Genomic DNA, 24,491 nt, shown 5'->3' with positions numbered 1-24,491 from the left:
CCAAACCACCACGCGCCAGATTCGCTGTAGCTTGAATTTCATGTTCCTAAGCTGGCAATTAAAGTGAAAAAATTCTCTGGAGAGGCATTTACCGCAGCGCGGCTTCAAGGGGATAGGACGAGCGCGCAGTCTCTGAGCCGGCTCTGAGCTGGCTGAAGATTTGATCCATAATGTGTGCGGTCAAAATAATTTCCCGATAGGGAATAGGCGGCGGAGTATCCTTGACGATCGACTCGTAGAAGGATTCAATCAGATACTTCATGCCCGACTTCATATGGAAGTCTCGCTTCAAAAAGCGCCGCACGTTGGTGATTCCATTGGAGACATTCTGTTTCGCCATGGCGAAAGGCGGGACAAATTTTTCTACATAACTTGTATATCGCTGGCCGCGTAGCTTGATAAGCGTTTCCTGGTCTTGATCAAGCACAAGCCCGTTCTTTTTCCCGTACACGCGGAACTGATGCAGAGAAGGTCGCATCTGTGACGAAAATGTGAAGTAGGCCGTAGTTCCTTGCTCTTCAGAAATAATGACTCTCAGCTCATCTATAAGCTCCATCTCGCCTTTGCTCTGAAGAAATGGGCTGATAAAGCCGTGAGCCATAACAGATGGTGTTTCGCTTGTCAGATGCTCGGCAATACGGGCTATGCCATGACTGATAATGTTGTGCAGCAGTCCGCCAGGCAGCTTGCGTACCCAGTAATTCTTGTCATTGAGCAACGCACCGGCAAACCCACCGCGCCCAAGTTCATAGCAGAAGTAGCTCTCCATGTGGACTGGCCGACCACCCAGATAGCCACTGTGGATGAATTCCCGCATGAGGCGCGCAGAGTGCCTGAACTGATCGTCATGTCCTGCAGTTACCTTCAGGTCTCTGGCGCTTGCGAACGCCAGAAGTTCCCTGGCGTCATGCTCGTAAAGCGTAAACGGCTTTTCTACATAAACGTGACAGCCGGCTTCGAGGCAAGCCTTGGCGATACTGTAGTGGCTCTGCGGCGGCGTTGTGATGTGGACCACATCCGGCCGCGCCTCGCTCAACATGTCGTCCAGATTGCTGAAGTGCTGCTTGATCGGAAACCGTTGAAAAAGCTGGCGAGCCATCAAAGGCTCGCGGTCGCAAACCCCTACGATCTCGCAATTCTCGATCCGCTGAATCTGCTCGCAGTGATCATCCGCGATCTTTCCACATCCCACAATTGCGACTTTAAGCATGTGACCCTTCCGCACGGCAGCTTTCAAAATGACGGCGAAGCCCTTCGCTCGTAGGTATGGAAGGTTTCCATCCGACTTGCGTCTTCAGCTTGGCATTGCTGTAGCGCGTTTTCTTCCAGGACGAGTGCCAGGCCAGCCGGTTGTATGCCGGCGGTAGTTGGCCCTTCGACCATTTCGAATACGACTCCCAGAGAAAGCACAGGTAATAGCTCAGGGCATGCGGCACATAGATGGATTGAAAACGTCTCACGTTCCTCTTATAGAGGCGAAGAAATTCGCGGCTGGAAGGCAGATTGTCATCAACTATATTGAAGACCTCACCATCCACATTCTTTGCCAGGCCGGCAAGCGCCATTGCCTGTGCGCAGTTGTCTACATAGGTCAGCGGCATTGTGTTTCCGCCGCCGAGATGCAGAAACATTCCAAAAGTGCCTATTCCAACACGGCTATGGATACCCAGGTTTCCGGGTCCATAAACCCATCCGGGGCGGATGATGACATAAGGAATGCCAAACCTCCGCCCATAATCCTTAACGAGCTTGTCCTGCTCAGCTTTGGCAAAGCAATATGAATTGCCCCGCAGTTCCGGATGTTCCTCAACAGGAGCAGACTCGTCCAGCAATCGACCTTTGGGATTGTCTTGGTTTCTATAGACTGCGAACGAACTCATGTTGACGAACCGCCGCAGACCACCTTGAGCTACGCAGGCATCCAGCAGGTTCCGCGTCGTTACTACGGAATTCATGAAAGCATCAGGAAACGACTTTTCGCCTCTGCCCGCAGCCAGGTGAAAGACAACCGTCACGCCATCGACAGCCGCAGCGCAATCCTCGGCAGAAAGCAGGTTGCCGGTCATGAGTTCTATTGCAGTGCCATTCTTATGAGTGCGAAGCACATCATCGAGGCCATCCATTTTGCTGGACGGTCTGGTTAGACAACGCAGATTGCAAAAGCCTAAATCGAGTAGAGCCTTTACTACCCTATGGCCGATAAAGCCCGCCGCACCGGTTACAAGTATGCGATCGTCCGGGCTGATAATCGAAGGATCAATATTCATGGAGTCCACTATGAACGTGCAGTTCTTTATGCAGTAACGTACGGCTCTTTTATCGGATTGATGCCGACAAAACCAAGGAGCTTGCCTAGATGATCGAAGAGTCGAACTAAGATGCTCATGAACTTCCCTTGACCTAAAATCAACGCGAACGGCAGGGCCAGAGCATAGACCGGAGCAGCCACGGCAGAGGTCAACAGATCGCGCGTAGCAAATGTTGGATGGGCCAGAGAAGTGTATCCTCGCAGAAGAGCTCGCTTCAGTAGAAAAGAGCGGTTCCAGCGTATCGATGGCACTGTTTCATAAGCCACGGCTTCGTTACACCAGATAAAGACGTACCCCTTTTCGATCACTCTTCGAAAGAAATCCTGGTCCTCGCCTGTGCGAAACTCCGGCCTGAAAGGCTGTGCCATACCATCAAAAACTTCTTTTTTCAGTAATGTGTTGCCGGTGCGCCCTTTGCGCCAGTCAATCACTAACCCTGTAGGGTATGTTGGGCGATCATAAAACTTGCCTGCCACAACCCATGCAGGCGGAGGCTCTGCGAACCGTGGATGTACCGGCCCAAGAGCGCCATACGCATTGTATTTTTGGCAGGCCTCGAATAAGGTAAGCAGCCAGCGGCGAATAGGAGACTCATCATCATCGATGAATACGACAAACTCGCCTTTCGAGTGTTCAATCGCCTTGTTCCGCGCGAGTGCTATATTCTGCTCGGGCTCGACATAGTAATCGATGTCAATTGTCTGCGTTGCCGCGAACTCGGAAGCCACTTTATGTGCCGACTGTTCACGATCGTTATCTACTATGAGTATCGAGTAGGTGAACAAGCCTCCCGTGTCTTGCCCTCGAAGATCCTCCAGCAGATTTCTCAGCAGTTCCAGCCTTCTATAGGTGCAGATACAAACCGTAATATGAGTCATCCAATCGTCTCTCGTGGGTTTTGAAGAGAAGTAATGCAAGTGGCTCAGGCCACCCGGATATGCGTATCGTGTTTGAGTCGAATCCTCGGAGTTGATCGCGGAACATTAATGGCCAAAAGGAGAAACAGGAACCATAAGTCATGCGTTCCCTTGAGAAAACTTGTTTCAGTAATGTTGTTTATGAGAACGCTCAGTAGTAGCACCAGGCGAAGGCTTCCGAGTGCGAAATCCTTCTGCATGTCATCCAATGCGCCGGCAAATCCCGCACAAATAACAATGAATAACAAGACAATGCCAATCGCACCGAGTTCAACGTAGACATCTAAGTAGCCGTTATGTCCTTCCTCTGGTCGCCATCCGGGTGTTTTCGCGGACCAATTGGGCATCGGATAAATTGCGTAGCCGGTGGGCCCAACCCAGAGAGCCCCAACTCCTACACCCAGCACTGGGTTTCTCTCTGAAATATGAAGAAGGTCAGTCCATATGAGTGTGCGGTCGGTAAATGACATGTCGCGTCCGGCAGCCGAAAACACAACTGTGGTCGGCGTCGTATCGAATGCTGCAAATGCGGCATACACGAATGGAGCAAACAGGACAGTTGCGATCGTGAAGCCAAGAAGAATGCGCTTGGCGCGGGTGGCTCTTTTCCTTATGAGTTGCAAACCGATCAGAAGAACGGCGCAGATAATATACGCAATGATGGAAGTGCTGCTGTGGGAATTCTTCGATCCGCGCAATAACCACAATGTAAGGACAAGAAACAGCAGGTTCAGTGTCAGTTTTTTCTTGGGCCAGTTCTCAAAGATTTCCCATGTAAAGTACACCCCGCTGCACATTGCAACCTGTCCCAGGCTGTTTTTATCCGTGCTGATTCCAACCCACTGTTCTTCCGATCCACTCCAGTCATACTGAACTCCAATATTTCTGAAGTACTTGATTGCCAGGATCGACAGCGGGATGTGGAGGATATAAAACCGCCTGAGGAGGGTCCGCATTGCGCCGAGTGGATCGGGCTCGGTAAGCGCAACCAGCACCATCACAAGCGTTCCCGCTGATCGAATCCATCGACGAATTGAAATACCCGGGAAGTTCGACCATATGATGGTCAGCGCCATATAAAAAAACAGCGCTACCACCCATTTATTGCGGCTAAGAATCCTCTTGACCCGTTCCGCTCTCAGGTTAAGCACATATAGCCCGAGCGCCATCAGCAAGATCACTAGCACCTCGTCTATCGGGCTGCCAGCGGAAGAATCTGAGTCCCAGACTCCGGGATGAAGCCAGGTGGATAAAGTCCTGGTGCCGGCAAAGAAAAGCCAGATAAACGGTACCCAGATCCACTGAGAAGGAACCTCTGGTTTTGTAATGAGAACCTGTTCCGAAGCCGGCTGCTTCGCCCCAACAGGCTCCAAAGTAGCCTGCATCACGCGGGACGCTCGGTGCCGGTGCGCAAACCTACGCCTGTCGCTGTTAACAGACTAAGGTAACGATCCGCTTGTGCTTTGGGATTGTGTTTTTGATAGAAAGTGAATGCTGTACGCGCTAGCTCCTTGCGCTCTTCCTGGTTACGATATAGCTCCACAATGGCGTCAGCCATCTGCTCTACATTCTCGGGTTCATAAAATCGCACCATCGTATCGTCAAAGTAGCGAGAGATCACGGCAAGGCGCGGTGCAATGACTGGAACACCCAGATACACATACTCCAGCAGCTTAACCGGAAGCATATATTTGTCGCAGGCAAGATTGCGACGGTTGCCAATGATACCCAGATCCATCCCCGATACCATCTGTGAGATTTGCTCCACCGGGAAGAACTTGCCGCTGAAGTGAATCCTCTCTTCAATTCCCAGTTGACGTGACAACGCAATTGCCTCAACCAGATAATCGCCTGAACCATATATCCACATCTCTACTGGAACCTGGTCAGCGGCCTTGGCTACTGCGCGGACAATCAGATCGATCCCAAGACGATGCGCAATTGTGCCGTGATAGACAATTCGAAATGCGTCGTCTTTCCGTTCCACTGATACTGGTGCGAACAGATCCACGTTCGGCAGGTTCATCAGCACAGTGATTTTGTCTCTTGCAATCCCACAATTCTCGACAAGATAGTCCTTCTGGTTATGGTCCGCACAGAATATATGATCGACAAAAGCTGCCGATATCCGTTGTTCCAGCTTCAGTGTCTTAATCCGCGCATCGTTTTCTCCTGCATCAAACTTCGCCATGTAATTGACAGTCATCAGGTCGTGAACGTCGAGCATTACCCGTGCACCCTGCACCTTCGGGATAATCGCGGCAAAAACCAGCGCATTGGGCATGTTGTGCACATGTATCACATCGTAACGATGGCGAAACGAGCGGGATGTAAGGAAGAAAAATGATTTCAGGAAAAACTTCAAGTAAGACCAAAGGTACATAACTGTGCTCTGGCCTTGGTACTTGTTCATCAGGTAGAAAACGGAGCCTGCTCTGAGAGCACCTGCATTCGACTTTTCATTCTCTCTCAACGCAATTACATCAACCAGGTTTCCCTCGTCCTCAAGCGTACGCACATATGACTTGATTCGAGCGTCATTGATGTAGTGCGCGTAAGCTAGCATGCAAACTTTCATTCGTATATCCGTATTGAGGTGGAGTTGTTAGTTTCGGTACGAAGCAGATACGTCTCGGGCTTTCAGCAGGTGTTTATAGCTTTTCGTCAGCCGACATGACGGTACAAAATGCGTCCAGTCGCCTGCAGAACAGCATCCGGCATCATGGCGAAGAGCTGTTTCGCTATGCCGGAGGAGTGTTGTTCGCTCTCTTCCTTCGACTGCTTGCGCGACCAGCGAACATATGTGAGTGTTGAGGACTTCGCTCCCCAACGGTCCTTGAATGTAATCAGCCCGGGATTATCGGCGTCTGAACGACCGAAATCCATGCTCGTCAGCCCTGCAGTTTTTGCCTCGGTGATCGCTTTCCAGAAAAGAAACGGAGTGCCTCCAAGATTCTGGAATGCCTCATCGGAACATCCGTACTTGTAGACAATTACGTCTTTGTGTTCCAGAGTCAGGATGCTTGCAATCTCGCTCCCATCTTTGAAGGCGACTCGAATCTTTAATCGATTTCCCATGCGGGCGGCAAGGTTTCTGAACCATTCAATAGGCTGCGGCGGTAGCTGATGCCGGCGGCGCGTCTTGACCATGAGCCGATAAAATGCCTGCAGCAAAGGCTCTGAATTGCCATGTTCATATACAAGGGCCTCACGTTCCGCTCGGCGGACTTTTCGCTGTACACAATCTTTATGGAAGCGCTTGAAGAGGTCGTCTAAGCTCGGCCGCAGATCGAGCATATGTAGATAACAAGATGGACGCTTGACCGCACCGTGAAGTATCGAAAGCTCGCTCCGCGGTCTCAACTCCACATACTTCCATGCCCCTGCATCCACTGTTTTCTTCAATTCTTCCAGGATGACGGCTTCAGCATTCGAATTGTCCATCAATGGTTCGCAGTGATCCGAGAACGGAAGAGATACCATACGACGGCCGGTCAGCCAGCTCTTGATTTTGCAAAGTACAACGCCGTTAGACAGCGATGAGGATGGTGGTGAAGTCGTGTAAACCACCGGCGTGTATCCATACGTCTGATGCACAGCTTCCAGCCATGGACGGCTGTGAAAGACGGACGAGGATTCGTGTTGACTTACGAACTCCGGCCATCTGGCATCGCGAAGAGGATTAATGGTGTAAACAGTCACAGCCCTTCCTTTATCGGTAGGTCGTCATTTCTTCAGCGTGTACCGATGCTTTTACAAACTCAGCAACATCGCGCGGTAAAGCACGCCAGGCGGTGTCTCCAAACTGCGCGGAGACGTAGGTGAGGAAGTCCTCATAGAGCGATACAGGAAATTCTGTGCGGCCAGCCCGTCCATCAAATGCAATGTAATCGGGATGAACATTGACGAGCGCTAAGCCGCCATGCCGCGCAACCCAGTCGAGTTTGTGCTTCCAGAGGTCGTTGGTCTTTTCGCCGAGGACCAGGTAGAGTGTCGAATCTTGCGGAAGGCTGTAGGGGAGCTCCACATAACCGGTGCCGTCAGGCCGTTCCACCCAGAACGGGAAAATTGTGCCGGCGCCATCAGATTGTGGCTCAAATGGATCCGTATCAAACGTCGACGCGTCATACAGCACGTCGAGCTGTTTTAGCCAATCAAGATTATGGAACATGAATGCTGACCGGAATCCTACCGCCTGCCAGCGCTTGAGATGCTCATTGATGCGTTCGGCTCCTGTACTGAAATCAGCTTTTGACCGGTACAGCGTGCCATCATGATGCAGATCATGAACACCTACTTCGAAGCCGTGCCCAGTGAGAAAAGATCGAAGCCAGGCTGGAGTCTCATACTCGCCTTCAGGAACGAAGTTAAAAGATGAGCGAAAGCCCAGGTTTATCTCAAGTTCAGCGAGGGTTCTGCTTCGTTCCATCCCCTTCTTGCCTTCGACATCGTGTGTCAGAACAAAGGCGAAGGTCTTTCCTTCAGGCCATCCCGGCCAACGCTCCGGCTGCCCAGCGGTGGTTTCATTAATCGGCCAAACATTGGCACTGCGACGGCGTTGGCGCGAGGCGAGCTGCGTTCGAAGTCTTAATCGCAGGCTGTGCGGTATGGCCGGCTTGATGCAGTAGTATAGATCGATCAGCTTCATATCAATTGCCAGTTCCCTGTGCCTTAAGGCCCACCTGCGATGAGCGGTTGGCGGTGAAAGGCGCCAATGAAAGCGCAATGCCTGCCCAGGACTTCACAAATAGTGCATTTGAGCGCAGCGACTGCAGAAAGCATCGGCGAGCGTTTTCGAGATTGCCAATAGAAAGCTCCTGGCAGCCGAAATCGTAATAACGGTTGGCGGTATACATGGAATTACGCCACTTTTGCACAACACCTGCAAGACCTTGGCGAGTCTTGCGCCCTGCCTTGAGTTGGAGCAGGCGAGCGGTGTTCGATTCAAAGTCTTCAAGTTGCCCATTGCGCCGTCGATGCGCCAGCCGAATTGCGGTCTTCTGCAGTTCGCAAACGTACTGATGGCCAGCCACCGTGAGCCCTTTGGGGTTCAATCGATAACTGACTAGATTTTCATTGAGGTTATAAGCCTGACAGTGTTCGAGAATGCGCAAAACAAGATCGTGGTCTTCAGCAGGTTCGAACTCTTTGCGATACCCCCCGGCAAGTTCGAGAAGCGCTCTTCTGAACATGATGGACGAATGAAGAAAACACCAGCGTTCCATCAACGCCTGCTGAATTGCTTCGTTATCCTCTGGCAGGCGCGCTGTGGAGAGTATTGCACCGTCTGAATCGATATTGTCGTAAACTGCGCAGCCCACAAGACCCGTAAAGGGGTTGGCATCGAGGAAAGCTATTTGCCTCAACAATCTGGATGGCCCACATATATCGTCAGCATCCATTATGGCTATGAATTCACCTCGGGCTGCAGTTAGCGCATCATTGCGTGACACAGCAGCACCCCGGTTCGTTTTATGTCTGATGACCTGCATACGCGGGTCATTGAAGGATTCAAGTATGAATAGGGAATCGTCGGAAGAGGCATCGTCTACGATGAGCAGTTCAAAGTCGCAAAAGGTCTGGGCAAGTATGCTGGCGACCGCTTCATGTAGAAATGGTGCTGCGTTGTAAACCGCCATCACAACGGTCACTCGTGGCGTCTGGCTTTCTTCCGCGGACAGTTTTTGGGGTTCCGTCATAGGTGCAGCGCTGCGAAAATGTTGCTTAAGTTTGGTTGTCGTGAACTTCTTTGCCGTTACATCTGCATAAGAGCAAAGATGGATGAAGGCTGAGCCATAGAATCGGTGAAGTACTTCTTTGAAGTTGAGAGAGGTGTTGCAGGATCAATGCGTGTGGAGTCCGCTATGCAGCGGTTCTTGAGCAAAGCGCAGCGTCTCCTCAGCAACTCTGGCCTGTTGCTCCTGGGTGAGCTGCGGAAACATTGGCAGGGAAACAATTTCGCTGGCCACTCGCGATGCCGCAGGAAAATCATCCGGAGCATACTTCAGAGATGCATAGGCTTTCTGCATGTGCAGGGGAATCGGGTAGTGGATCCCTGTGCTGATTCCGGCGGCTTTAAGGTGTTCCATCAATCCATCGCGATCGTTAGTCCGAATCACATACAAGTGGTACACCGCGTGTGACCATGAAGGCTCATAGGGAAGCACCACCCCTTCAATATCTGCAAGCAGGAGATTGTACTCGGCTGCCCGTTCGCGCCGGAGATTGTTCCATTTCGCCAGGTGCGCTAGTTTCGCATGTAGCAAGCCGGCTTGGATCGCATCCAGTCGTCCGTTGTAGCCTTCCACGTCATGGTGATATTTCTTTGCCTGGCCGTGATCACGCAACATCTTGATCTTGCTGGCAACACAGGCATCATTGGTTGTGACTGCGCCTGCCTCGCCGCAGGCGCCTAGGTTTTTCCCTGGATAGAAGCTGAAAGCCGCAGCGCTTCCCATGGATCCGGCTGTCATCCAGCGATTCAGTTTCCTTGAGAAGTACTCTGCGCCGTGTGCCTGGCAGGCATCCTCAATTACCGTAAGATTATATTTCCCCGCTAGTTCCAGGATGGCATCCATATCAGCCATCTGGCCATAAAGATGTACTGGGATCACTGCAGCAACACGCCGGCCGCTCCGGAGGCTGATGAGTGCGCCAGACTCATCCCGCGTGCACCGCTCCTCCAGGTACTGCTGGAGCTTCTCGACGGACATGTTGTAAGTGCGCTCATCAATGTCGACGAATTCAGGAAATGCGCCAGCTTGCGAAATTGCTTCCGTGGTGGCGATAAATGTATGAGGCACAGTCACCGCAACATCGCCAGGCTGCACGCCGCAAGCCATGATGGCGAATCGCAAAGCATCTGTGCCGCTGCTGACGGCAATCGAGTAGTTGGTATTGCAGAAAGTCGCGAATGCCTTCTCAAATTCCTCCACCATGGGTCCGCCGATAAAACCAGCTGTGTGCAATGCGCGGTGAAACACGCCAGTGAGTTCCTGCTCGAGCTCTACATGCGGAGTGACCAGATCAAGAAATGGAATGCAGTTTGGAGCTGTATTAATAGACATTCAGACCTTCCACGGGCTGTTCGATATAGCGCAGAACTTTAGCTGGATTTCCGGCAACAATGGAGTTCGGCGGGACATCCTTGGTGACAACACTGCCCGCGCCAACAATCGCATTTTCACCAATGCTGGTATTCGAAAGAATTGTGGCCCCCGAGCCGATGGACGCGCCGTTCTTAATCACTGTGCGCTCCACCTTCCAGTCAGCTTCAGTCTGCAGGGTTCCACCAGAAGTAGTGGCGCGCGGATAGCTGTCATTAATAAAGGTCACTCCGTGTCCGATAAAGACGTTGTCTTCAATCACCACGCCTTCACAGATAAAGGTATGACTGGAGATCTTGCAGCGCTTGCCGACACTGGCATTCTTTTGTATCTCTACGAATGCGCCGATCTTCGTATCATCACCAACCTCGCATCCATAGAGATTGATGAATTTCGAGAGCCGGACATTCTGCCCCAGCTTTACGTCATCCGAGATGCAGTTATACGAATTCATAGATAAACCAGAGAACCTTTCTTGCTCATCGATTCGCTGGCCGCCTCCAGCATCTTGACGACACGCAGACCGGCGCACCCGTCGTTAAATGGCTTCTGTCCGCTCGATACACAATCCACGAAATAAGACAGCTCCTGTCGCAGAGCCTCTACTTGTTCCAACTGGGGGGCCCACATATCGCCGGAGCGATAGCTTACAAGAAGCTCGTAGACTCCCTCGCGGTTCGTGATATTGACTCCTTTGTCGTAGACCTTGACCTTCTCGTCTGCTTCCAGGTCATTCCAGACCAGCATCCGCTTCTCACCGCCAAGAAGCGTAGTCCTGACCTTTACCGGCGAGAGCCAGTTGACATTGATATGCGCAAGAACTTTCTCCGGGAAGTAAAGTGTCATGTAGGCTACGTCTTCATGGCCATTCAGATGGTTCTGTCCTGTAGCGACGACTGCCTCCGGTGTTCCTGGAATGAGGTAGTCCATGATGGAAAGATCATGCGGCGCAAGGTCCCAGAGAACATTAATGTCATGCTGGAAGAGCCCCAGGTTGACGCGGGTCGAATCGTAGTAATACAGCTTGCCCAGTGTCCCCTCGTCGAGAAGCTGACCGATTTTCCTGACTGCGCCAGTAAATAGGAAGGTATGGTCCACCATGATCGTGAGGTTCTTCCGCTGCGCGAGATTGATCAGTTCCTCGGCCTGCGCAGAGTTACTGGTGAAAGGTTTCTCAACGAAGACGTGCTTGCCATTTTCCAGAGCAGCCTTTGCCAGCTCATAGTGAGTCCACACAGGAGTAATGACAGCAATGGCATCAATCTCAGGCGATGAGATTACCTCTGCCGCATCCGGAGTCACCTGTATCCCCGGATAAGCCTTTTGCGCGCGCTGCCGGGCGCTTGGGCTCATCTCTGCAATTGCAAGTACTTGAGAGCCTTCCAGAATCGTCAGGTTTCTGACGACATTAGGCCCCCAATAGCCATATCCGATAACACCGAAGTTCACGATCTTTTACCACCCTCTAGAATTTGTGATGAATGTTGCATCTGTTAGTTACGAGGGGAGCGAATGCAGTATGTAAAGAGAAGGATCCTGCTGCAGGATTTCAGCACGCGCCTCTGAGTACCGCGCGCGGAGTACGCACCAGTATCTTGATGTCGAGCCATGGCGACCACGACTTTGCATATTGCAGATCGAGCCGAACCATGTCGTCAAACTTGATGCGGTTGCGTCCGTTCACCTGCCACAGCCCGGTGATTCCCGGCTTCACATCCAATACGCGGCGGCGGTGCCACGTCTGGTAAGTAGCAACTTCATAGGGAATAGCAGGACGAGGCCCAACCAGCGACATATCACCTCTAAGGACATTCAATAGCTGCGGCAGTTCATCCAGGCTGCTCCTGCGCAGAAACTTGCCTACTGGCGTGATCCTTTTATCGCTCGTGAGTTTATAAACACCTTCTCCATTCCCATTCTGCGGTTCGCGCGTTGCTTCCCCGGCGATGAGCCTCTTTACATATTCCCGGTGAACGCTCGGGTCGTTATTGGCCTGCATCGAACGGAATTTCAGAAAGGTGAAACACTTGCCATGTTGCCCAACCCGCTGCTGTTTAAATAGCACTGGTCCCGAAGACGATATTTTGACTGCTATGGCAATCAACAGAAGAATAGGAGAGCAAAGGAACAGTATAAGAGCGCTGCCGACGATATCCATCGCCCTCTTTATGCCTAATAACTGTCGTTTCTCATCATTGCGGCTCGCGAGGTCCGGATAGAGAGTCGCATCGCTCGGGCGGCCATGAGTGTCATGGTCCCAGTCATCCGGGAAGAAGTGGAATGAGATATTGATCTGGCTGAACTGCTCAACTGTTAGCAGATCTCTGAGCGTGTTGCTTATTCTGGTCAGAATCGTACTGAGAACTGTTTTCTTATCGTCAGCTGTAAGTCCTGTAAACATCGCGCCGACGATAGCCCGTTCTTTGTACCATCCAATAACATCGGTTTCTCTCGTCGAGGACAACAGTGCCGATACTATACTGTCCAGGGCTTTCCCCAGTTTCTCCGGGCTTTGATGATTGCCGGCATCCAGCAGCATGAGCAGAAATGGATGCCCCGAACGCTCCGTTCTCTTGCGCTCTATAGCGAGCATCCGGCGAAAGGCCTCTTCGCTGAAAGCTGTGCGTTCTCCAGCTTCGCCAGAAAACAGCAAACGTGCCGCAGTATCGTCAATCGAATCTAATAATGTCACCGAACCCCTCCTTACTCGTTTCGGGTAGTGATTGAACCGATAGGGATATGGATAGAACTCAATGGGGCCTTGAAACGTTAGGAAATCAGAAGGCAGAGGCAGGGTTGCTGATTGCCTCCTGAGGGTCAGCAATAAACGTACATGCCAGCTTTTTTAGTCGCGATTCTCTGGCTCGGAATCAGTCGGCTGGCAGTAGTAGTAGTAGTGTTCGCTTTCAGCCGAGTTTTGAGAGCTATTTAGCAGCGCGCCAATCAGCTTGTTCTGATCGATAGCTTCAAGTCCTCTTTGCAGCCGCCGCTTTTGCGTGACTCCCTGGCGGGCGACCAGGAGAATTCCATCCGCCAGTCGCGACCAGACACTTGTATCAGCAAGCGGCAGCACCGGCGGGGAATCAATAATCACCCAATCAAATAACGTGCTCAATTGTTCGAGCAATGCAGAGAGTCTTCCTGACTGCAGTAGTTCTAGAGGATTAGCCGAAGCACTGCCCGCAGGCAAAAGCCATAGATCAGGACCTTCCAGGCGGTAGATATTCCCAGCTTGAGTACGGTCGCTCTGCAGCCATTCGCAAAGCCCTGGCATCTTGTTCAATCCGAATAACCGCGACAGCGATGGCCGCCGCACATCTCCTTCGAGCAGCAGGACCGTCTGCTGCCTTTTGCGGGCAAGTGCGCAGGCCAGGTTAGCAGCCACCATGCTTTTGCCTTCGCTCGGAATCGTGCTTGTGATCAGTACTTTTTGCAGCGATCGTTCCCGTCTGAGATGCCGCAGCTTAACCCCGAGAAAACGGAACTTCTCTGCTATTAGACTTTCGCTGTCGGTGAAGCAAGGCAGCAGGCCCTGAGCAGGTACTGTGATTTGCAGAGAAGGGAATTGGGCAAGCAGTTCTATGTCGCGATTTGTTGGAGGACCGCCGGCCTTGGAAAGATCAACCGCTTTTGAAATGGCCTCCAGGGCCAACAGTCCAGTGTTCTCCCCAGGTGTCACCAGGTGCTGTTCAGAAACAGTATGGCGCTCAATGACATGCAGTAGATCAGCCGCTGTCGATATTGCCGGCTTCTCCACTCCGGAGCGTTCGGTTTCCGATCTTTGTAGTGCGTCAAATATAAGGCTCATTCTCGCTCACTTGCACAGTCGCATGCACGCCCAGATCAAATTCGCTTGCGTATAGATTAAGGAGGGCATTTGTATCTTGCATCTCTTGTGATGGAACTGCACCGAGACGAAGGTCTCTTGCCACATCATCGATCACGTCTGCAGTAACACTTTGCATCTGTTTTGCATAGGCCGAAATCAGAGCATTCTCGCAAATCGTGTTGATCAAGCGCGGAAATCCACGCGAATGTCTATGTATGGATTGAATCGTCTTAATAGGGAACAGCGTACTCGCTTCGCTGTTCTCCCCTGCAATCTGCATGCGCCGCTCAATATAGCCTTTGCTCTCATCTAAACTCAGCGGATCGAGCCGCGCACGAAGAGCAATTCGCTGCTTAAGTTGCCTCAGTCCAACCGAGTCTAGCTTCTCATCCAATTCAGGTTGTCCCACCAGGACAATTTGCAGCAGCTTATCTTCTTCCGTCTCTAGGTTTGTTAGCAGGCGAATCTCTTCGAGTATTTCCGCAGATAGATGGTGTGCTTCGTCCACAATGAGGACTGTTGTCTGCTTCTTTGATCCGCGCGAGATTAGGAATTGGCTAAGGTCGAACAGCAGTTCGCTTTTGTTCTTGCCCGATGCAGGAATTCCGAAGTCGGCGAGTATGTACTGCAGAAACTCTGTTGGTGAGAGCAGGCTGTTAAAGAGATACGCATACGCAATATCCGGACTCTGTTTCAACAGGTGAAGCAGGCAGCGAAGCAGCAGGGTTTTGCCCGTGCCGACTTCTCCCGTGACTACAACAAAGCCTTTATGCCTCCGCACCCCATAGTAGAGCGCAGCCAGGGCTTCATTATGCCGCTTGGTGGCAAACAGAAACCTGGGATCGGGCGTGAGCTCGAAAGGATTGCGATTGAGATGGAAAAAAGCTTTATACATTGAGGAAAACTGAACCTTAACTGTGCAGGTAGTTGAACGCCGAGCCTGCGAGAATCACGATCACAATAGCTGCGGCCATACCCCACCCCAGCACAATTTTTCTCTTGCCTTGTTGCTCCTTCGACGTGCTCAGAACCTCGGGAATTTCGGAAATCAGCGGTAGTGGCAGCAGATTCTTGATTTCTTTTTCGCTGTGCATGCGGTCATCTATGAATTCAAAGGCTCCCGCCACCAGGGCCCCCAGTACCAGCCCCAGGCCAATTCCAAGCCCGCAGAATTTGACTCGGTTGGGGAAGTCCGGCTTCAATGGCAGACTCGGAGGATCGAGCACACTGAAGCGCTCGCCTTGTTGGAGCAGTTCCATACTTGTTGCCATCTCCGATTGATTTTTCTTTTTCAGAAGGTCGTCGTAATTTGCTTTGGACTGGTCATAGCCCCGGGTCAAATCGAGCATCTGCTGCTCAGTAGCAGGCTCTCGGTTCAACCTAGACTGGTACTCGCCAATTTTGGCTGTCAAGTCTGCAACGGAATGTTCGCGGTTCTTGATTTCCGATTGATTTGCCTGAAGCTGACTCTGCAATTGCAGCAATGGTGAACCCTGAGTAAGCTCTGCCGGATCGCGCGAGATCGCGCTGTCATCGTTGCGGGTATCTGCAGTGCCTTTGTTCTTCAGGTCAGCAATGAGTGTCTCTCTCATCTTCTCTGTCCTGGCAATTTGCGTTTTCAGATTCCGAATATCCGGATAGCTGTCCGTATAACGGGAGCTGAGATCCGCTAGCTGCGCTTTGAGTCTGTCGAGCTCCTTATCCAGCGCCGGCAGACGCGCAGGTGTGCCGTCGGCTGTCCGCGCCGTTCCCGGAAGACTGCGGTATTGGTTGATCAGCGTCTGCAAATACACGTGCTGCTGCTGCGCTGTATTAAGCCCATCCTGTTCGTTTACAAGTTGCTGCTGCAAACCACTCAGGATTTGGAGATTGCTCGCCTGCTGGCTGGGCAGATCTCCTGCATGTTCTGCCTTGAACTCCTTGATCTTTGCATCCTGCTCCGCAAGACGTGTTCGGGCCGTCTCCAGCTGGTCTTCAAGAAACTTGGTTGTGTCTTCTGACTGCTGCTGCCGCACTTCCAGGTTTGCGTTGATAAATAACTTGCTAAGTTCGCCGGTTACCTGCTGGGCTATGTGAGGATCGCGCGATGAATAGTAGATATTAAATGCCGTGATCTCATTTTCCCTGGGGTCGCGCACAAGCTCGATGTCGATGTCCTTGCGCATCCGTTCCACTTTCTCGTCTGGGGTCAGATGCTTGCGGCCTTTGCTGTAGAGGTTCAACTGATCGATAATCAGAAGAAGGCGCGTACGGCTAAGAATCTGCTGGGAGATGCTTTGCAGGCGGTCCTGCAGATTGTCGCTGATATTGGGCGTGACATAATCCTTGGGCATTGTAGGCTGCTGCACCAGAATCAAGGTGCCCGACTTGTAGCGGACCGGAAGAAGCCAGCTTGCTCCCCAAACCAGGAGCCATCCGGCAAAGAGAGGTATCAGGAAATGAATGTGCCGGCGCCGGACAATATCCAGGTAATACTGGATATCGAGTTGACCCGCTTTTTGTTCCTCAATAACTTCTGGCATGTTGTCTCTTATCTTCCCAATGGCCGAGTAAACTGATAGGAGAGGGAAATATACTCACGATTGGAATCAGGTGTCGTAGAGAACACCCCGATGCTGCTGTAACTCTGATGCAGGCGTTGATATCCGAAATCAAGAATGAAGTGATTGCTTAACGGATGCTGCATCGCGAAGGTGCCGGCAAGTGTGTGCCCTCCGGGATTCAACTGGCCCATAGATTGACTGACATTCTTTGTGTTCGCGTAAGCGAACGCTGGTCCAATGGTCCATGTGCGTGCCAGTTGCCAGTGAACAGAGGCATTTGCGTTATCTGCACGGAATGCTCCTATCAGCCCTCCTCCACCGCTTACTAGGTGTAAGTAGCTGGTCGCAAAGCTCATGCGTGTCCCTTGCCATCCCATGCTTGCCATTACAGTAGGCGCCCATGAGTGCGTCGCCGGAAGAGATGTCTCTGAAACGTTATAGTGTTGCGGACCTGCCGACAAAGACAGAGACCAGTCTGGTTTCAGATAAATCGTGTAGAAGAACAGAAAGGCATGAGTCAGGGTTTCACTGTTGATTCCTGTCTGGGACCCATTCTGCAAAGCGGGCAGAGAGCTTTGAATCTGTGAATACTGATAGGTTGTGCCGAAGTACTGTGTTTGCGAAAGACGATAGCTGTAAAAGCCCGCCCCTCCGCGAGAATTCGAGTCAGCAAGACCTGGAACCTGGTTCGGATCAGGGTAATGCAAGTTCGTAAAGCTCCCCGAACCTCCAACCATCCCGTTCCTGCTGAATTGATATGTGATCTCAGTATTTGCGTCGTTCTTGATCTGGTTGGCTATCGGCACGATAACAGGCGACAGCGTGGTCTGTGCTTCTCCTGATATCGCACCGGAAAACCCATAAGGTTGGCCGAACACATTGGATGTTTTTGTGAAGGAATCCCGCAGGCTGGCTGTGATATGAGGACTCAGTCGGTATTGAAAATCCGCACTCAGTCTGTGGTCCGCTTCATTCCTCGAGTTCGTGCGCTGATAAAAGGTAAACCCAGGGCTATAAGAGAATGTCTGATGCAGCCGCGCGGTGGTCTGGTCGAGAGCAATCGTTGGAAAGATCGAGTAGCTCATATCGCTGATTGGCGTAACGCTGGTGCCAGGCAGCACATTATCGTTGTATGCAGAAGTAATGGTGAATCCTGCATGCAGATAATTCGATCGCGCCTCTGAGCCAACCTGAGTAGAGTAGGCCTTCCCGCTCACAGGAGGAGGAGTCCGCATCTCGGTTCCATTGGATGAATCGCCGGCAACCTCAGTCTGCGTCTGTCCCCAGACCGGCAGCGCAACGAAGAGAACAAGGCTTAGATAGATTCGTACAAGCATAACTGCCTCAAGGCACAATGATCGTGTCACGTGGCAAAAGTGTGATGTTCTGTTCAGGATGCTTTCCCTTGATCACATCCTTGTAGTTGAAGGTGATGCGCGTCTCAGCGCCGGCATTTTGCCGCAGAATGTATACGTCTTTCTGTTTGGCGAAGTCCTTGAACCCGCCGGCCACTGCAATGGCATCCAGAACGGTCACTCCATTGGTCAGCGCATAAGATCCAGGCTTTAATACTTGACCCAGGATGTTGAACTTCTCGCTGTGAACCTGCTGCACCATCACGGTAACTTCAGGTTCAGCAATATAGTTCTTTAGCCTGCTGATGATCTCCTGTTCAAGCTGCAGCGGAGTACGTCCCGCAGCCTGTACCTCTCCTGCTAGCGGCAGTGAAATTCTTCCATCCGAGCGAACCGGAATGGACCGCGAGACATCTGGCTCTTTCCACACATTGATTGACAGAACATCGTCACTGGCGATTACGAAGCTATTGTTGTGGGGTTTGTTTGCCGGAGAAATCAGCGGTTGTGCGAGCGCAGCCGTCACACCGGCATTAGAAGGCTGACCATCAGTCTGGCCAGGCGACGCCGGAGCTTGTGCCCACAGTGAACCGGCAACAACTGTGAAGACGATACCTAAGCCGATCCGTTTTATCATCATGTTACTGTTCCTATTGATGAACTACTTCTTAAATTACTTACACAATCTGAGGCGAAACCCATGAATCTACAGTTGAGCGCGCCGGGGCTCCTGCAATCATCGGCAACTCTATGCCGTGTGTGCCCACCGGTTCCACATCGGCTGCGTCAATCTCTATTCCTACCGACTGGGCCAGCATGTCTACAGAAAGTACCAGGCGGTAAAGATTCTTCTTGCGCGTCAGAATTCCTTCAAGGCCTTCAAGCGCTCCGCGCGTAACCCGCACTCGTTCGCCGCACTTCAGAAAAGGATGAGGTTCCGCGCGGCACGGCCCTTCAACGATTCTGCGAACCGCCTCGATCTCATCTTCAGGAATGATGGCGACCCGCTCGCCTTTCGACAGGACCATGTGAACGCCCGGCGTCGTTACCACCTGCAGCCGGCGCCCGAGCCCGCCGCGGACAAAGACATAGCAGGGAAACAGCGGCATATGAAGTTTCTTGTTTCTATCTTTCCAGCGATGCACGGTTTCATAGAGCGGGAGAAAAACATCAAAACCTTTTGCCGACAACATATCGGCAACAACTTTCTCATGCTGATGGCGTGTATAAAGCGCCCACCAGCATGATTCGCCATACAGCTTATCGTCAGTGATGAATGCACTCATCGGTTCTTCTCGCCTCTTTCAGATATAGCTTCGCCCTGTGAGCTACAGCTCCTGATTTACCGCTTGCTATTCAAAATTCAACCGTTGCCCTGAATTCAATTCAGGACTTGAGGGTTACCGGATCGCTGTTATGCAGCTGTTATCCGACGTTATTTATGTGATGAGTTACTGTCTTTCGTATCAACGATTGTTGCTCGCCTCTCTCTTAACCAGCATTTCTCAATCCTGGGTTTCGCAGAAATTTCGCATGAACAATCGTGGATGCCATTGCGAATTCTCCGGATACAGCTGAGCTCTTCGTTGACCGAACCACTACACCACGGCAGAAAACTTCTGCGGCGCTTTCGCCGCTTAATTCAATAGGAAGAACAAATCTCATCTCGATCGCAGTTTTAGGCTCAAGGAAATGATTAGATCGAATGAGCACTCCAATTACGCTGATATTTTCCGTTGTGCCTTCATGCCATCTACTCTCGCCGCGCACACGATAATGGATTGCCGTGCGAATGTCGTACCGCTCGGCCTGGCGCGCATCTTTCTGTAGAGTGGTGGCAACCCGCTTAGACGCCATCGTGTCTCCTAATACCTGCAACTGGGGGACAATTGGGGGTTGCCGGAAGGGGGTTGACCTATGCTGGTCATTCCCGGCATTTATGAAATAAAACTAAGTTAGGCGATAAAAATCAGCAATGGCTCACTAGTACTAGGGTCATAGAACCACCTAGTTCTACGTGGTATAGAACTACTTGGTAGTGTTTTTGTCGCTTTGTCATACAACTGGTTCGCTGATCAATTTTTTTGCGTTGGAGCTGTAACGAATGCCGCGAAAAGATACACCATCTTAAAGGCTTCTTTGACTCCAGCCTCTGTTGCGGATGCATCAGTCTTACGAAAAGAATGAGCTTAATCAGAATTCGCAGAGCGGTCAGTTCGTGAGTCTGTGATTCACTGCGAACAGCGCAAGCTCGAGCCGGTTGGAGACGCCAAGCTTATCGAAGATCGTGCTGATGTGGTGCTTCACAGTTTGTTCGCTGATCGAGCACCGTTGCGCAATATCGGGGTTCGAATATCCCGCGACGACCATGGAGACAATCTCAAGCTGGCGCGGCGTCAGGCCAAAGTCCTTGGGCCTCGTGCCTCCATCTGCCGACGGAGAAACGCTGCGTAGCGCCTTCACCAGATCGGAAACGCTTTCCCGTCCGATCCAGTACTGGCCTCCCATCACTGCGCGAATGCTGTCGAAAAGCCGTTGTGAAGTGGATTCTTTAAGGACAACTCCGCAAGCGCCGAATTTCAAAGCCTGCACAATCTCAGGTTTATCAATGGTGGCTGTCAGGATCAGCGTCCGTCCCTCAAATCCCGAGGCGGAAAGATCGCGCAAAGCATCCATCCCGTCTTTGCGTCGCATGGACAGATCCATCAGGATGAGGTCCGGCTTCAGCTCCTGTGCCAGCGCGACAGCTGCCTCTCCGTCCGGTGCCTCACCTACCACTTCAAAGCCTGGTTCACTTTGAAGCAGTCTGTGCACGCCTTCACGAAAGAGGGAATGATCGTCGGCGATCAGAATACGGACGGTCTTACGGGTTCCATTGCTCACGGGCTCCATGATGAATGCCCCAAAGATGCCAGCTAAGGCCTATATATGTATGTAGGTTCCTGTCAGCGATGGAACTGAGCGACGAGCTATCCTGGGCAACCTCAGTGTACATCAGGAGTGAAATAATTTCACAGTTTTCCCCTTAACATGTTGCAGAGATTACATTTCACTTGGAAAAAATCATGAATTTATTACAACATTGTGGCTTGACAGGGGTTCCTGCCGATGTCACCATCAGTCCACGGCGGAGAGCCATGGCCCGACACACGAAGAGGCTTCGGCATCACAGCTCCCGGCGTGTGTCACTGTACTGGCTTTAGCTGGAGTCGCCTTGGGAAGTGTAGCAATTGCGGAAGGTGCGGGGCAGAACCGCACGACGGGTTACGCTGCTTCGCGTAAGGCATCCATTCTGCATGCTCCCTTTTTTCTCATCGAAAACCTGTCCCGCGAACAAGCCGTCACCATCTTTCGTCTGGCAGCCTCCATTCTCCTGATTTCCGCCGCCGGTCTGCACGGCACAGAAGCATCTTTACGCTTCGTGCTCCTGCTGTATGCCATCTATAGTTTGATCGTTGCCGCGAGTGCATTTGTTTTCCGTCATCTGCCCCGGCTTCTGTTGTTCTTTATTCATTCCTCAGACGTATTCTGGGCAGCACTGATCTGCCTCTTTTCCGGAATCCTCCATAGCCCGTTCCTCGTCCTTTTCCTCTTCGCTCCGGTCACCGCTGCTTACCGCCGCAAGGCTCTCACAACTATTGTGGCAACCGCTGCAAGTGTCTCGCTCATCCTGCTTGAAGCTGTCATTGTCAACCTGCCTGAATTCTCGTTGTTTCACCTCATGGTGCAGCAGCAGCTGCCGGTTGCCTTTGTTGTGAAGGTCTCCATCTTCCTTGCTCTTGGAGTTTTCCTGTCTTATTGGGCATATCAGAGCGAGCAGGAGTATTACGCATATATCGCCAGATCGGCAACGCAGCGCCTTCATCCGCATGCTGGCCTTCAGGCGAATATCAAGGAAATACTGCCTTTCGTTCTTCATGCCTTTGCAGCCAGAAGGGCGATGCTGGTTCTTGCCAGTACTCAGGGCAATAGACTGTTTCTATGGGAAGCCCAAAGCGACAGACAGCTGGTGATGGAACGGCGTAATCTATCCCCAGGCGATGCCGAGAAGTATCTATGGCCCATGCCCGAAGGAAGTTCCGCCATGTGGTGCTCCCGGTTCGCAGGGCATCTTCATTTTCGTCTTCTTGATCGCCAGGGTACGCGCTTCAAGGCCTCTTCCTCAGCCACCTGCGAAGATTTCCCATTGGATCAGCCCTTCCACACGCTCATGGTATCCACGCTTCAATTAGGGAGCGAGTGGACAGGCCGTCTGTTTCTGGTCGATCCGTCTTCCTCCAACCTGCGTCTCCTCTGGCAGTTGGTTCGCGATATCGCGCCCAGCATGTACAACTTTTATGTATCGCAGCACATTCGTGCCCGTGTGCGCGCCATCGAACGCCAGCGTACTGCTCGCGAGTTGCACGATGGAGTCATCCAGTCGCTGATCTTTGCTGAAATGCAGGTCGACCTGCTGCGCCGCCAGATGACAAACCCCACAGTGGGAGTGAATACGGGCGAGGTTCTGAGCAATGTTCAGCTTCTGCTACGCAAAGAAGTTCGCGACCTGCGCTGCCAGATCGAGCAGTTGCGCCGTTCGTCGCCGCCACGCCAGCTTCTGCCTCGCATTGCTGAAATGGTCGAGAAGTTTCAATGCGAGACAGGCATCTCCACAAACTTCTCAAGTGAAGTAGAAGTAGAGAACGACTCCGTCCCGGCACGCATTTCGCATGAAGTAGCGCGCATCGTAGAAGAAGCGCTGGCCAACATCAGGAAACACAGCGGAGCGCGAAAGGTAGAAGTCCGCCTCGTCTCCCGCCCCGAGGGCACATGGCAGGTCATCATCCAGGATGACGGCTGCGGCTTCAACTTCTCCGGCCGCCTCTCCCTGGCCGAACTCAAAGCAGCGCGCCTGGGCCCGCGCGTCATCCAGGAGCGCGTTCACGCAGTAGACGGCGACCTGGCGCTCGAGTCCCACCCCGGCCGCGGTGCCCGCTTGGAAATTCAGTTTGCCTGCAAGTGATGAGCCTCACTTTTTGCCGGTGAGCCTGTTGCGAAAACCGAGAATGTATTTTCTGAAAAGGACTGTGAGAGAGGAACGGCGCTCTATTTTTACGGTGGAATCCTCCTGGATGCGCAAACGGCCACCCTGGAGTACCTCTTCCAACTGCTCAGGAGTTAGGATGAACCTTAATCCTTCTTGCTCTTCCGGCTCTTCATATTCTTCATCCATCGATGAGGTCCTTGGAGGAATGTTCAGCGGCACAAAACGGTATCAGCGCTTCCGTCCCTCATCGCATGCAGAGATGAGTTCCTGAATTGTGATCGAAGGCGCACGCCTCCGACGAGCCTGGATTCTTGCAACGGCTTCCTTGATCTCTGACTCGCAGCAGTCATTTTCACGGACAAGTCTGGTAATAAGTTGACCATGAAGGATAATCACCAGCGTTTGTCCTTTCTCCCTATGTGTCTTTGCCAATCAACGGATACATGATACCCAATCCGCTTCGCGGAGGTCGGTCAATTTGATCGGTTTTGAAGGGGCACGACTTTAGTCGTGCCGTAAACGGTCTTAAATCAGTGCGGCTTTAGCCGCTGAGGGAGTGCTTTTGAACTTGCAATGGACTTTTTCAGCACCCTCCCTAGCGGTAATGCAAAATCCCTCCTGCCCGCTCCGCTTCGTTCTTGACTACTCTATGTGCTGTATAGCATGATATACAGCAGGGGTGAGGGCAGGTGGCACAAATTTTCAAGGCAAGGGTTTTCATGAGCGGCCGAAGCCAGCACGTCCGCATTCCAGCCGAATACCGCTTCACCAGCAAAGAAGTCTACATTCGCCGCGATCCTCAGAGCGGCGATCTGATTCTGTCCCAGGCCCCGGGAAACTGGGAGGAGATATTCACTGCGCTCGATGCAGCGGGCTTTCCGGAGGATTTTCTCGCTGACCGCAGGCAGGGAGTTCCGGAAGTGCGGGAAGAGCTGTGATCCGGCTCTTCATGCTCGACACCAACACCGTCAGCTATATCCTCAAAGGCAAATCGCCGGCAGCACGCGCGCGTCTCGCTGCTCTCGGCCACGAAGAAGTTGCGTGCATTTCTTCCATCACGGAAGCAGAACTGCATTACGGGATCGAGAAAACCCGCAGCGGCCCCGAACGCCGGAACGCCCTCGAATGGTTTCTGGCCCGCCTGCAGATTCTGCCGTGGGGAAGGGAAGAAGCCGCTGTTTACGGGCGTCTCCGCGCCAGACAGGAAGCCATAGGCAAGACGCTGGGCCCTCTCGATACGCAGATTGCCGCGCACGCCGTTTCTATTGGAGCCATCCTGATTACAAACGACAGAGCATTCCATCAAGTCGAGAATCTGCCAGGATTGGAGAACTGGGCAACAGACTTATAAATCGGGGAACGCCAGATTTATTTGTGATGCTCATTCTGATTCGGTCCAAATCGCA

The 24,491-nt window shown here is 52.1% G+C and carries 24 protein-coding genes; 3 read left to right on the top strand and 21 right to left on the bottom strand.

The window, feature by feature from the left end; translation table 11 throughout:
* Positions 1-88: 88 nt before the first annotated feature.
* The 20 genes from AC5S16_RS15120 to AC5S16_RS15025 form a co-directional block, all read right to left on the bottom strand.
* A complete protein-coding gene (locus AC5S16_RS15120) occupies positions 89-1,210 on the bottom strand; it encodes a Gfo/Idh/MocA family protein (RefSeq protein WP_493930914.1) in 1,122 nt (373 codons plus the stop codon).
* On the bottom strand, positions 1,203-2,267 hold the full coding sequence (locus tag AC5S16_RS15115; RefSeq protein ID WP_493930913.1) for an NAD-dependent epimerase/dehydratase family protein: 1,065 nt from the start codon (positions 2,265-2,267) through the stop codon (positions 1,203-1,205). Before AC5S16_RS15115 ends, AC5S16_RS15120 begins: the two co-directional genes overlap by 8 nt.
* Positions 2,268-2,293: 26 nt before the next feature.
* Entirely contained in the window at positions 2,294-3,187 is an 894-nt protein-coding gene (locus tag AC5S16_RS15110; RefSeq protein ID WP_493930912.1) for a glycosyltransferase family 2 protein, read from the bottom strand.
* A 44-nt stretch (positions 3,188-3,231) separates the two neighbouring features.
* On the bottom strand, positions 3,232-4,611 hold the full coding sequence (locus AC5S16_RS15105) for an O-antigen ligase family protein (RefSeq protein ID WP_493930911.1): 1,380 nt from the start codon (positions 4,609-4,611) through the stop codon (positions 3,232-3,234).
* Positions 4,611-5,792, bottom strand: a complete 1,182-nt coding sequence (locus tag AC5S16_RS15100; protein ID WP_493930910.1) for a glycosyltransferase — start codon at positions 5,790-5,792, stop codon at positions 4,611-4,613. The genes AC5S16_RS15105 and AC5S16_RS15100 overlap by 1 nt, the downstream gene beginning before the upstream one ends.
* Positions 5,793-5,890: 98 nt before the next feature.
* Entirely contained in the window at positions 5,891-6,928 is a 1,038-nt protein-coding gene (locus AC5S16_RS15095) for a lipid II:glycine glycyltransferase FemX (protein ID WP_493930909.1), read from the bottom strand.
* Between the two features lie 10 nt (positions 6,929-6,938).
* Complete coding sequence (locus tag AC5S16_RS15090; RefSeq protein ID WP_493930908.1) at positions 6,939-7,874, bottom strand: polysaccharide deacetylase family protein; 936 nt, start codon at positions 7,872-7,874, stop codon at positions 6,939-6,941.
* Between the two features lies 1 nt (position 7,875).
* Positions 7,876-8,925, bottom strand: coding sequence for a glycosyltransferase family 2 protein (locus AC5S16_RS15085; protein WP_493930907.1), 1,050 nt, complete (start codon positions 8,923-8,925; stop codon positions 7,876-7,878).
* Between the two features lie 144 nt (positions 8,926-9,069).
* On the bottom strand, positions 9,070-10,293 hold the full coding sequence (locus tag AC5S16_RS15080; protein WP_493930906.1) for a DegT/DnrJ/EryC1/StrS family aminotransferase: 1,224 nt from the start codon (positions 10,291-10,293) through the stop codon (positions 9,070-9,072).
* The gene (locus AC5S16_RS15075) at positions 10,283-10,786 is read right to left on the bottom strand and encodes an acyltransferase (RefSeq protein ID WP_493930905.1); all 504 of its coding nucleotides are present in this window, start codon (positions 10,784-10,786) and stop codon (positions 10,283-10,285) included. Before AC5S16_RS15075 ends, AC5S16_RS15080 begins: the two co-directional genes overlap by 11 nt.
* Positions 10,783-11,781, bottom strand: a complete 999-nt coding sequence (locus AC5S16_RS15070) for a Gfo/Idh/MocA family protein (protein WP_493930904.1) — start codon at positions 11,779-11,781, stop codon at positions 10,783-10,785. Before AC5S16_RS15070 ends, AC5S16_RS15075 begins: the two co-directional genes overlap by 4 nt.
* 100 nt (positions 11,782-11,881) lie before the next feature.
* The gene (locus AC5S16_RS15065) at positions 11,882-13,024 is read right to left on the bottom strand and encodes a sugar transferase (RefSeq protein ID WP_493930903.1); all 1,143 of its coding nucleotides are present in this window, start codon (positions 13,022-13,024) and stop codon (positions 11,882-11,884) included.
* A 153-nt stretch (positions 13,025-13,177) separates the two neighbouring features.
* The gene (locus tag AC5S16_RS15060; protein ID WP_493930902.1) at positions 13,178-14,089 is read right to left on the bottom strand and encodes a CpsD/CapB family tyrosine-protein kinase; all 912 of its coding nucleotides are present in this window, start codon (positions 14,087-14,089) and stop codon (positions 13,178-13,180) included.
* A 34-nt stretch (positions 14,090-14,123) separates the two neighbouring features.
* Complete coding sequence (locus AC5S16_RS15055; RefSeq protein ID WP_493930901.1) at positions 14,124-15,056, bottom strand: ExeA family protein; 933 nt, start codon at positions 15,054-15,056, stop codon at positions 14,124-14,126.
* A gap of 16 nt (positions 15,057-15,072) precedes the next feature.
* Positions 15,073-16,683, bottom strand: a complete 1,611-nt coding sequence (locus tag AC5S16_RS15050; protein ID WP_493930900.1) for a GumC family protein — start codon at positions 16,681-16,683, stop codon at positions 15,073-15,075.
* Between the two features lie 8 nt (positions 16,684-16,691).
* The gene (locus AC5S16_RS15045) at positions 16,692-18,041 is read right to left on the bottom strand and encodes a hypothetical protein (RefSeq protein ID WP_493930899.1); all 1,350 of its coding nucleotides are present in this window, start codon (positions 18,039-18,041) and stop codon (positions 16,692-16,694) included.
* Positions 18,042-18,048: 7 nt separating this feature from the next.
* A complete protein-coding gene (locus tag AC5S16_RS15040; protein WP_493930898.1) occupies positions 18,049-18,699 on the bottom strand; it encodes a polysaccharide biosynthesis/export family protein in 651 nt (216 codons plus the stop codon).
* Between the two features lie 37 nt (positions 18,700-18,736).
* Positions 18,737-19,345, bottom strand: a complete 609-nt coding sequence (locus tag AC5S16_RS15035; protein WP_493930897.1) for a UpxY family transcription antiterminator — start codon at positions 19,343-19,345, stop codon at positions 18,737-18,739.
* A gap of 205 nt (positions 19,346-19,550) precedes the next feature.
* Positions 19,551-19,916: a PilZ domain-containing protein gene (locus AC5S16_RS15030; protein ID WP_493930896.1), complete on the bottom strand. Its 366-nt coding sequence runs from the start codon at positions 19,914-19,916 to the stop codon at positions 19,551-19,553.
* A gap of 354 nt (positions 19,917-20,270) precedes the next feature.
* Positions 20,271-20,942 carry a response regulator gene (locus tag AC5S16_RS15025; protein WP_493930895.1) on the bottom strand — a complete coding sequence of 224 codons (672 nt, stop codon included), beginning with the start codon at positions 20,940-20,942 and terminating at the stop codon, positions 20,271-20,273.
* A gap of 331 nt (positions 20,943-21,273) precedes the next feature.
* On the opposite strand from AC5S16_RS15025, the gene AC5S16_RS15020 reads away from it, so the two are divergent.
* Entirely contained in the window at positions 21,274-23,061 is a 1,788-nt protein-coding gene (locus AC5S16_RS15020; RefSeq protein ID WP_493930894.1) for a sensor histidine kinase, read from the top strand.
* 6 nt (positions 23,062-23,067) lie between these two features.
* On the opposite strand, the gene AC5S16_RS15015 is transcribed toward AC5S16_RS15020, so the two are convergent.
* Complete coding sequence (locus tag AC5S16_RS15015) at positions 23,068-23,271, bottom strand: hypothetical protein (protein ID WP_493930893.1); 204 nt, start codon at positions 23,269-23,271, stop codon at positions 23,068-23,070.
* Between the two features lie 533 nt (positions 23,272-23,804).
* Here AC5S16_RS15015 and AC5S16_RS15010 point away from each other — a divergent pair.
* Positions 23,805-24,023 (top strand): antitoxin, encoded by a 219-nt coding sequence (locus tag AC5S16_RS15010; protein ID WP_493930892.1) that lies wholly within the window; start codon positions 23,805-23,807, stop codon positions 24,021-24,023.
* A complete protein-coding gene (locus tag AC5S16_RS15005) occupies positions 24,020-24,436 on the top strand; it encodes a type II toxin-antitoxin system VapC family toxin (protein WP_493930891.1) in 417 nt (138 codons plus the stop codon). The genes AC5S16_RS15010 and AC5S16_RS15005 overlap by 4 nt, the downstream gene beginning before the upstream one ends.
* Positions 24,437-24,491 lie beyond the last annotated feature (55 nt).

This window comes from Acidobacterium sp. FHG110202_01, assembly GCF_059115305.1.
The sequence above is the reverse complement of the archived record's forward strand: the minus strand, read 5'-3'. Positions and strand labels throughout refer to the sequence as shown.

What these genes read in the sequence shown, in the direction of transcription:
- AC5S16_RS15110 (WP_493930912.1), bottom strand. Translation starts at nt 3,187, where the DNA reads ATGACTCATATTACGGTTTGTATCTGCACCTATAGAAGGCTGGAACTG.
- AC5S16_RS15105 (WP_493930911.1), bottom strand. Translation starts at nt 4,611, where the DNA reads ATGCAGGCTACTTTGGAGCCTGTTGGGGCGAAGCAGCCGGCTTCGGAA.
- AC5S16_RS15120 (WP_493930914.1), bottom strand. Translation starts at nt 1,210, where the DNA reads ATGCTTAAAGTCGCAATTGTGGGATGTGGAAAGATCGCGGATGATCAC.
- AC5S16_RS15035 (WP_493930897.1), bottom strand. Translation starts at nt 19,345, where the DNA reads ATGAGTGCATTCATCACTGACGATAAGCTGTATGGCGAATCATGCTGG.
- AC5S16_RS15040 (WP_493930898.1), bottom strand. Translation starts at nt 18,699, where the DNA reads ATGATGATAAAACGGATCGGCTTAGGTATCGTCTTCACAGTTGTTGCC.
- AC5S16_RS15100 (WP_493930910.1), bottom strand. Translation starts at nt 5,792, where the DNA reads ATGCTAGCTTACGCGCACTACATCAATGACGCTCGAATCAAGTCATAT.
- AC5S16_RS15055 (WP_493930901.1), bottom strand. Translation starts at nt 15,056, where the DNA reads ATGTATAAAGCTTTTTTCCATCTCAATCGCAATCCTTTCGAGCTCACG.
- AC5S16_RS15050 (WP_493930900.1), bottom strand. Translation starts at nt 16,683, where the DNA reads ATGCCAGAAGTTATTGAGGAACAAAAAGCGGGTCAACTCGATATCCAG.
- AC5S16_RS15085 (WP_493930907.1), bottom strand. Translation starts at nt 8,925, where the DNA reads ATGACGGAACCCCAAAAACTGTCCGCGGAAGAAAGCCAGACGCCACGA.
- AC5S16_RS15015 (WP_493930893.1), bottom strand. Translation starts at nt 23,271, where the DNA reads ATGGATGAAGAATATGAAGAGCCGGAAGAGCAAGAAGGATTAAGGTTC.
- AC5S16_RS15075 (WP_493930905.1), bottom strand. Translation starts at nt 10,786, where the DNA reads ATGAATTCGTATAACTGCATCTCGGATGACGTAAAGCTGGGGCAGAAT.
- AC5S16_RS15115 (WP_493930913.1), bottom strand. Translation starts at nt 2,267, where the DNA reads ATGAATATTGATCCTTCGATTATCAGCCCGGACGATCGCATACTTGTA.
- AC5S16_RS15080 (WP_493930906.1), bottom strand. Translation starts at nt 10,293, where the DNA reads ATGTCTATTAATACAGCTCCAAACTGCATTCCATTTCTTGATCTGGTC.
- AC5S16_RS15010 (WP_493930892.1), top strand. Translation starts at nt 23,805, where the DNA reads ATGAGCGGCCGAAGCCAGCACGTCCGCATTCCAGCCGAATACCGCTTC.
- AC5S16_RS15090 (WP_493930908.1), bottom strand. Translation starts at nt 7,874, where the DNA reads ATGAAGCTGATCGATCTATACTACTGCATCAAGCCGGCCATACCGCAC.
- AC5S16_RS15045 (WP_493930899.1), bottom strand. Translation starts at nt 18,041, where the DNA reads ATGCTTGTACGAATCTATCTAAGCCTTGTTCTCTTCGTTGCGCTGCCG.
- AC5S16_RS15030 (WP_493930896.1), bottom strand. Translation starts at nt 19,916, where the DNA reads ATGGCGTCTAAGCGGGTTGCCACCACTCTACAGAAAGATGCGCGCCAG.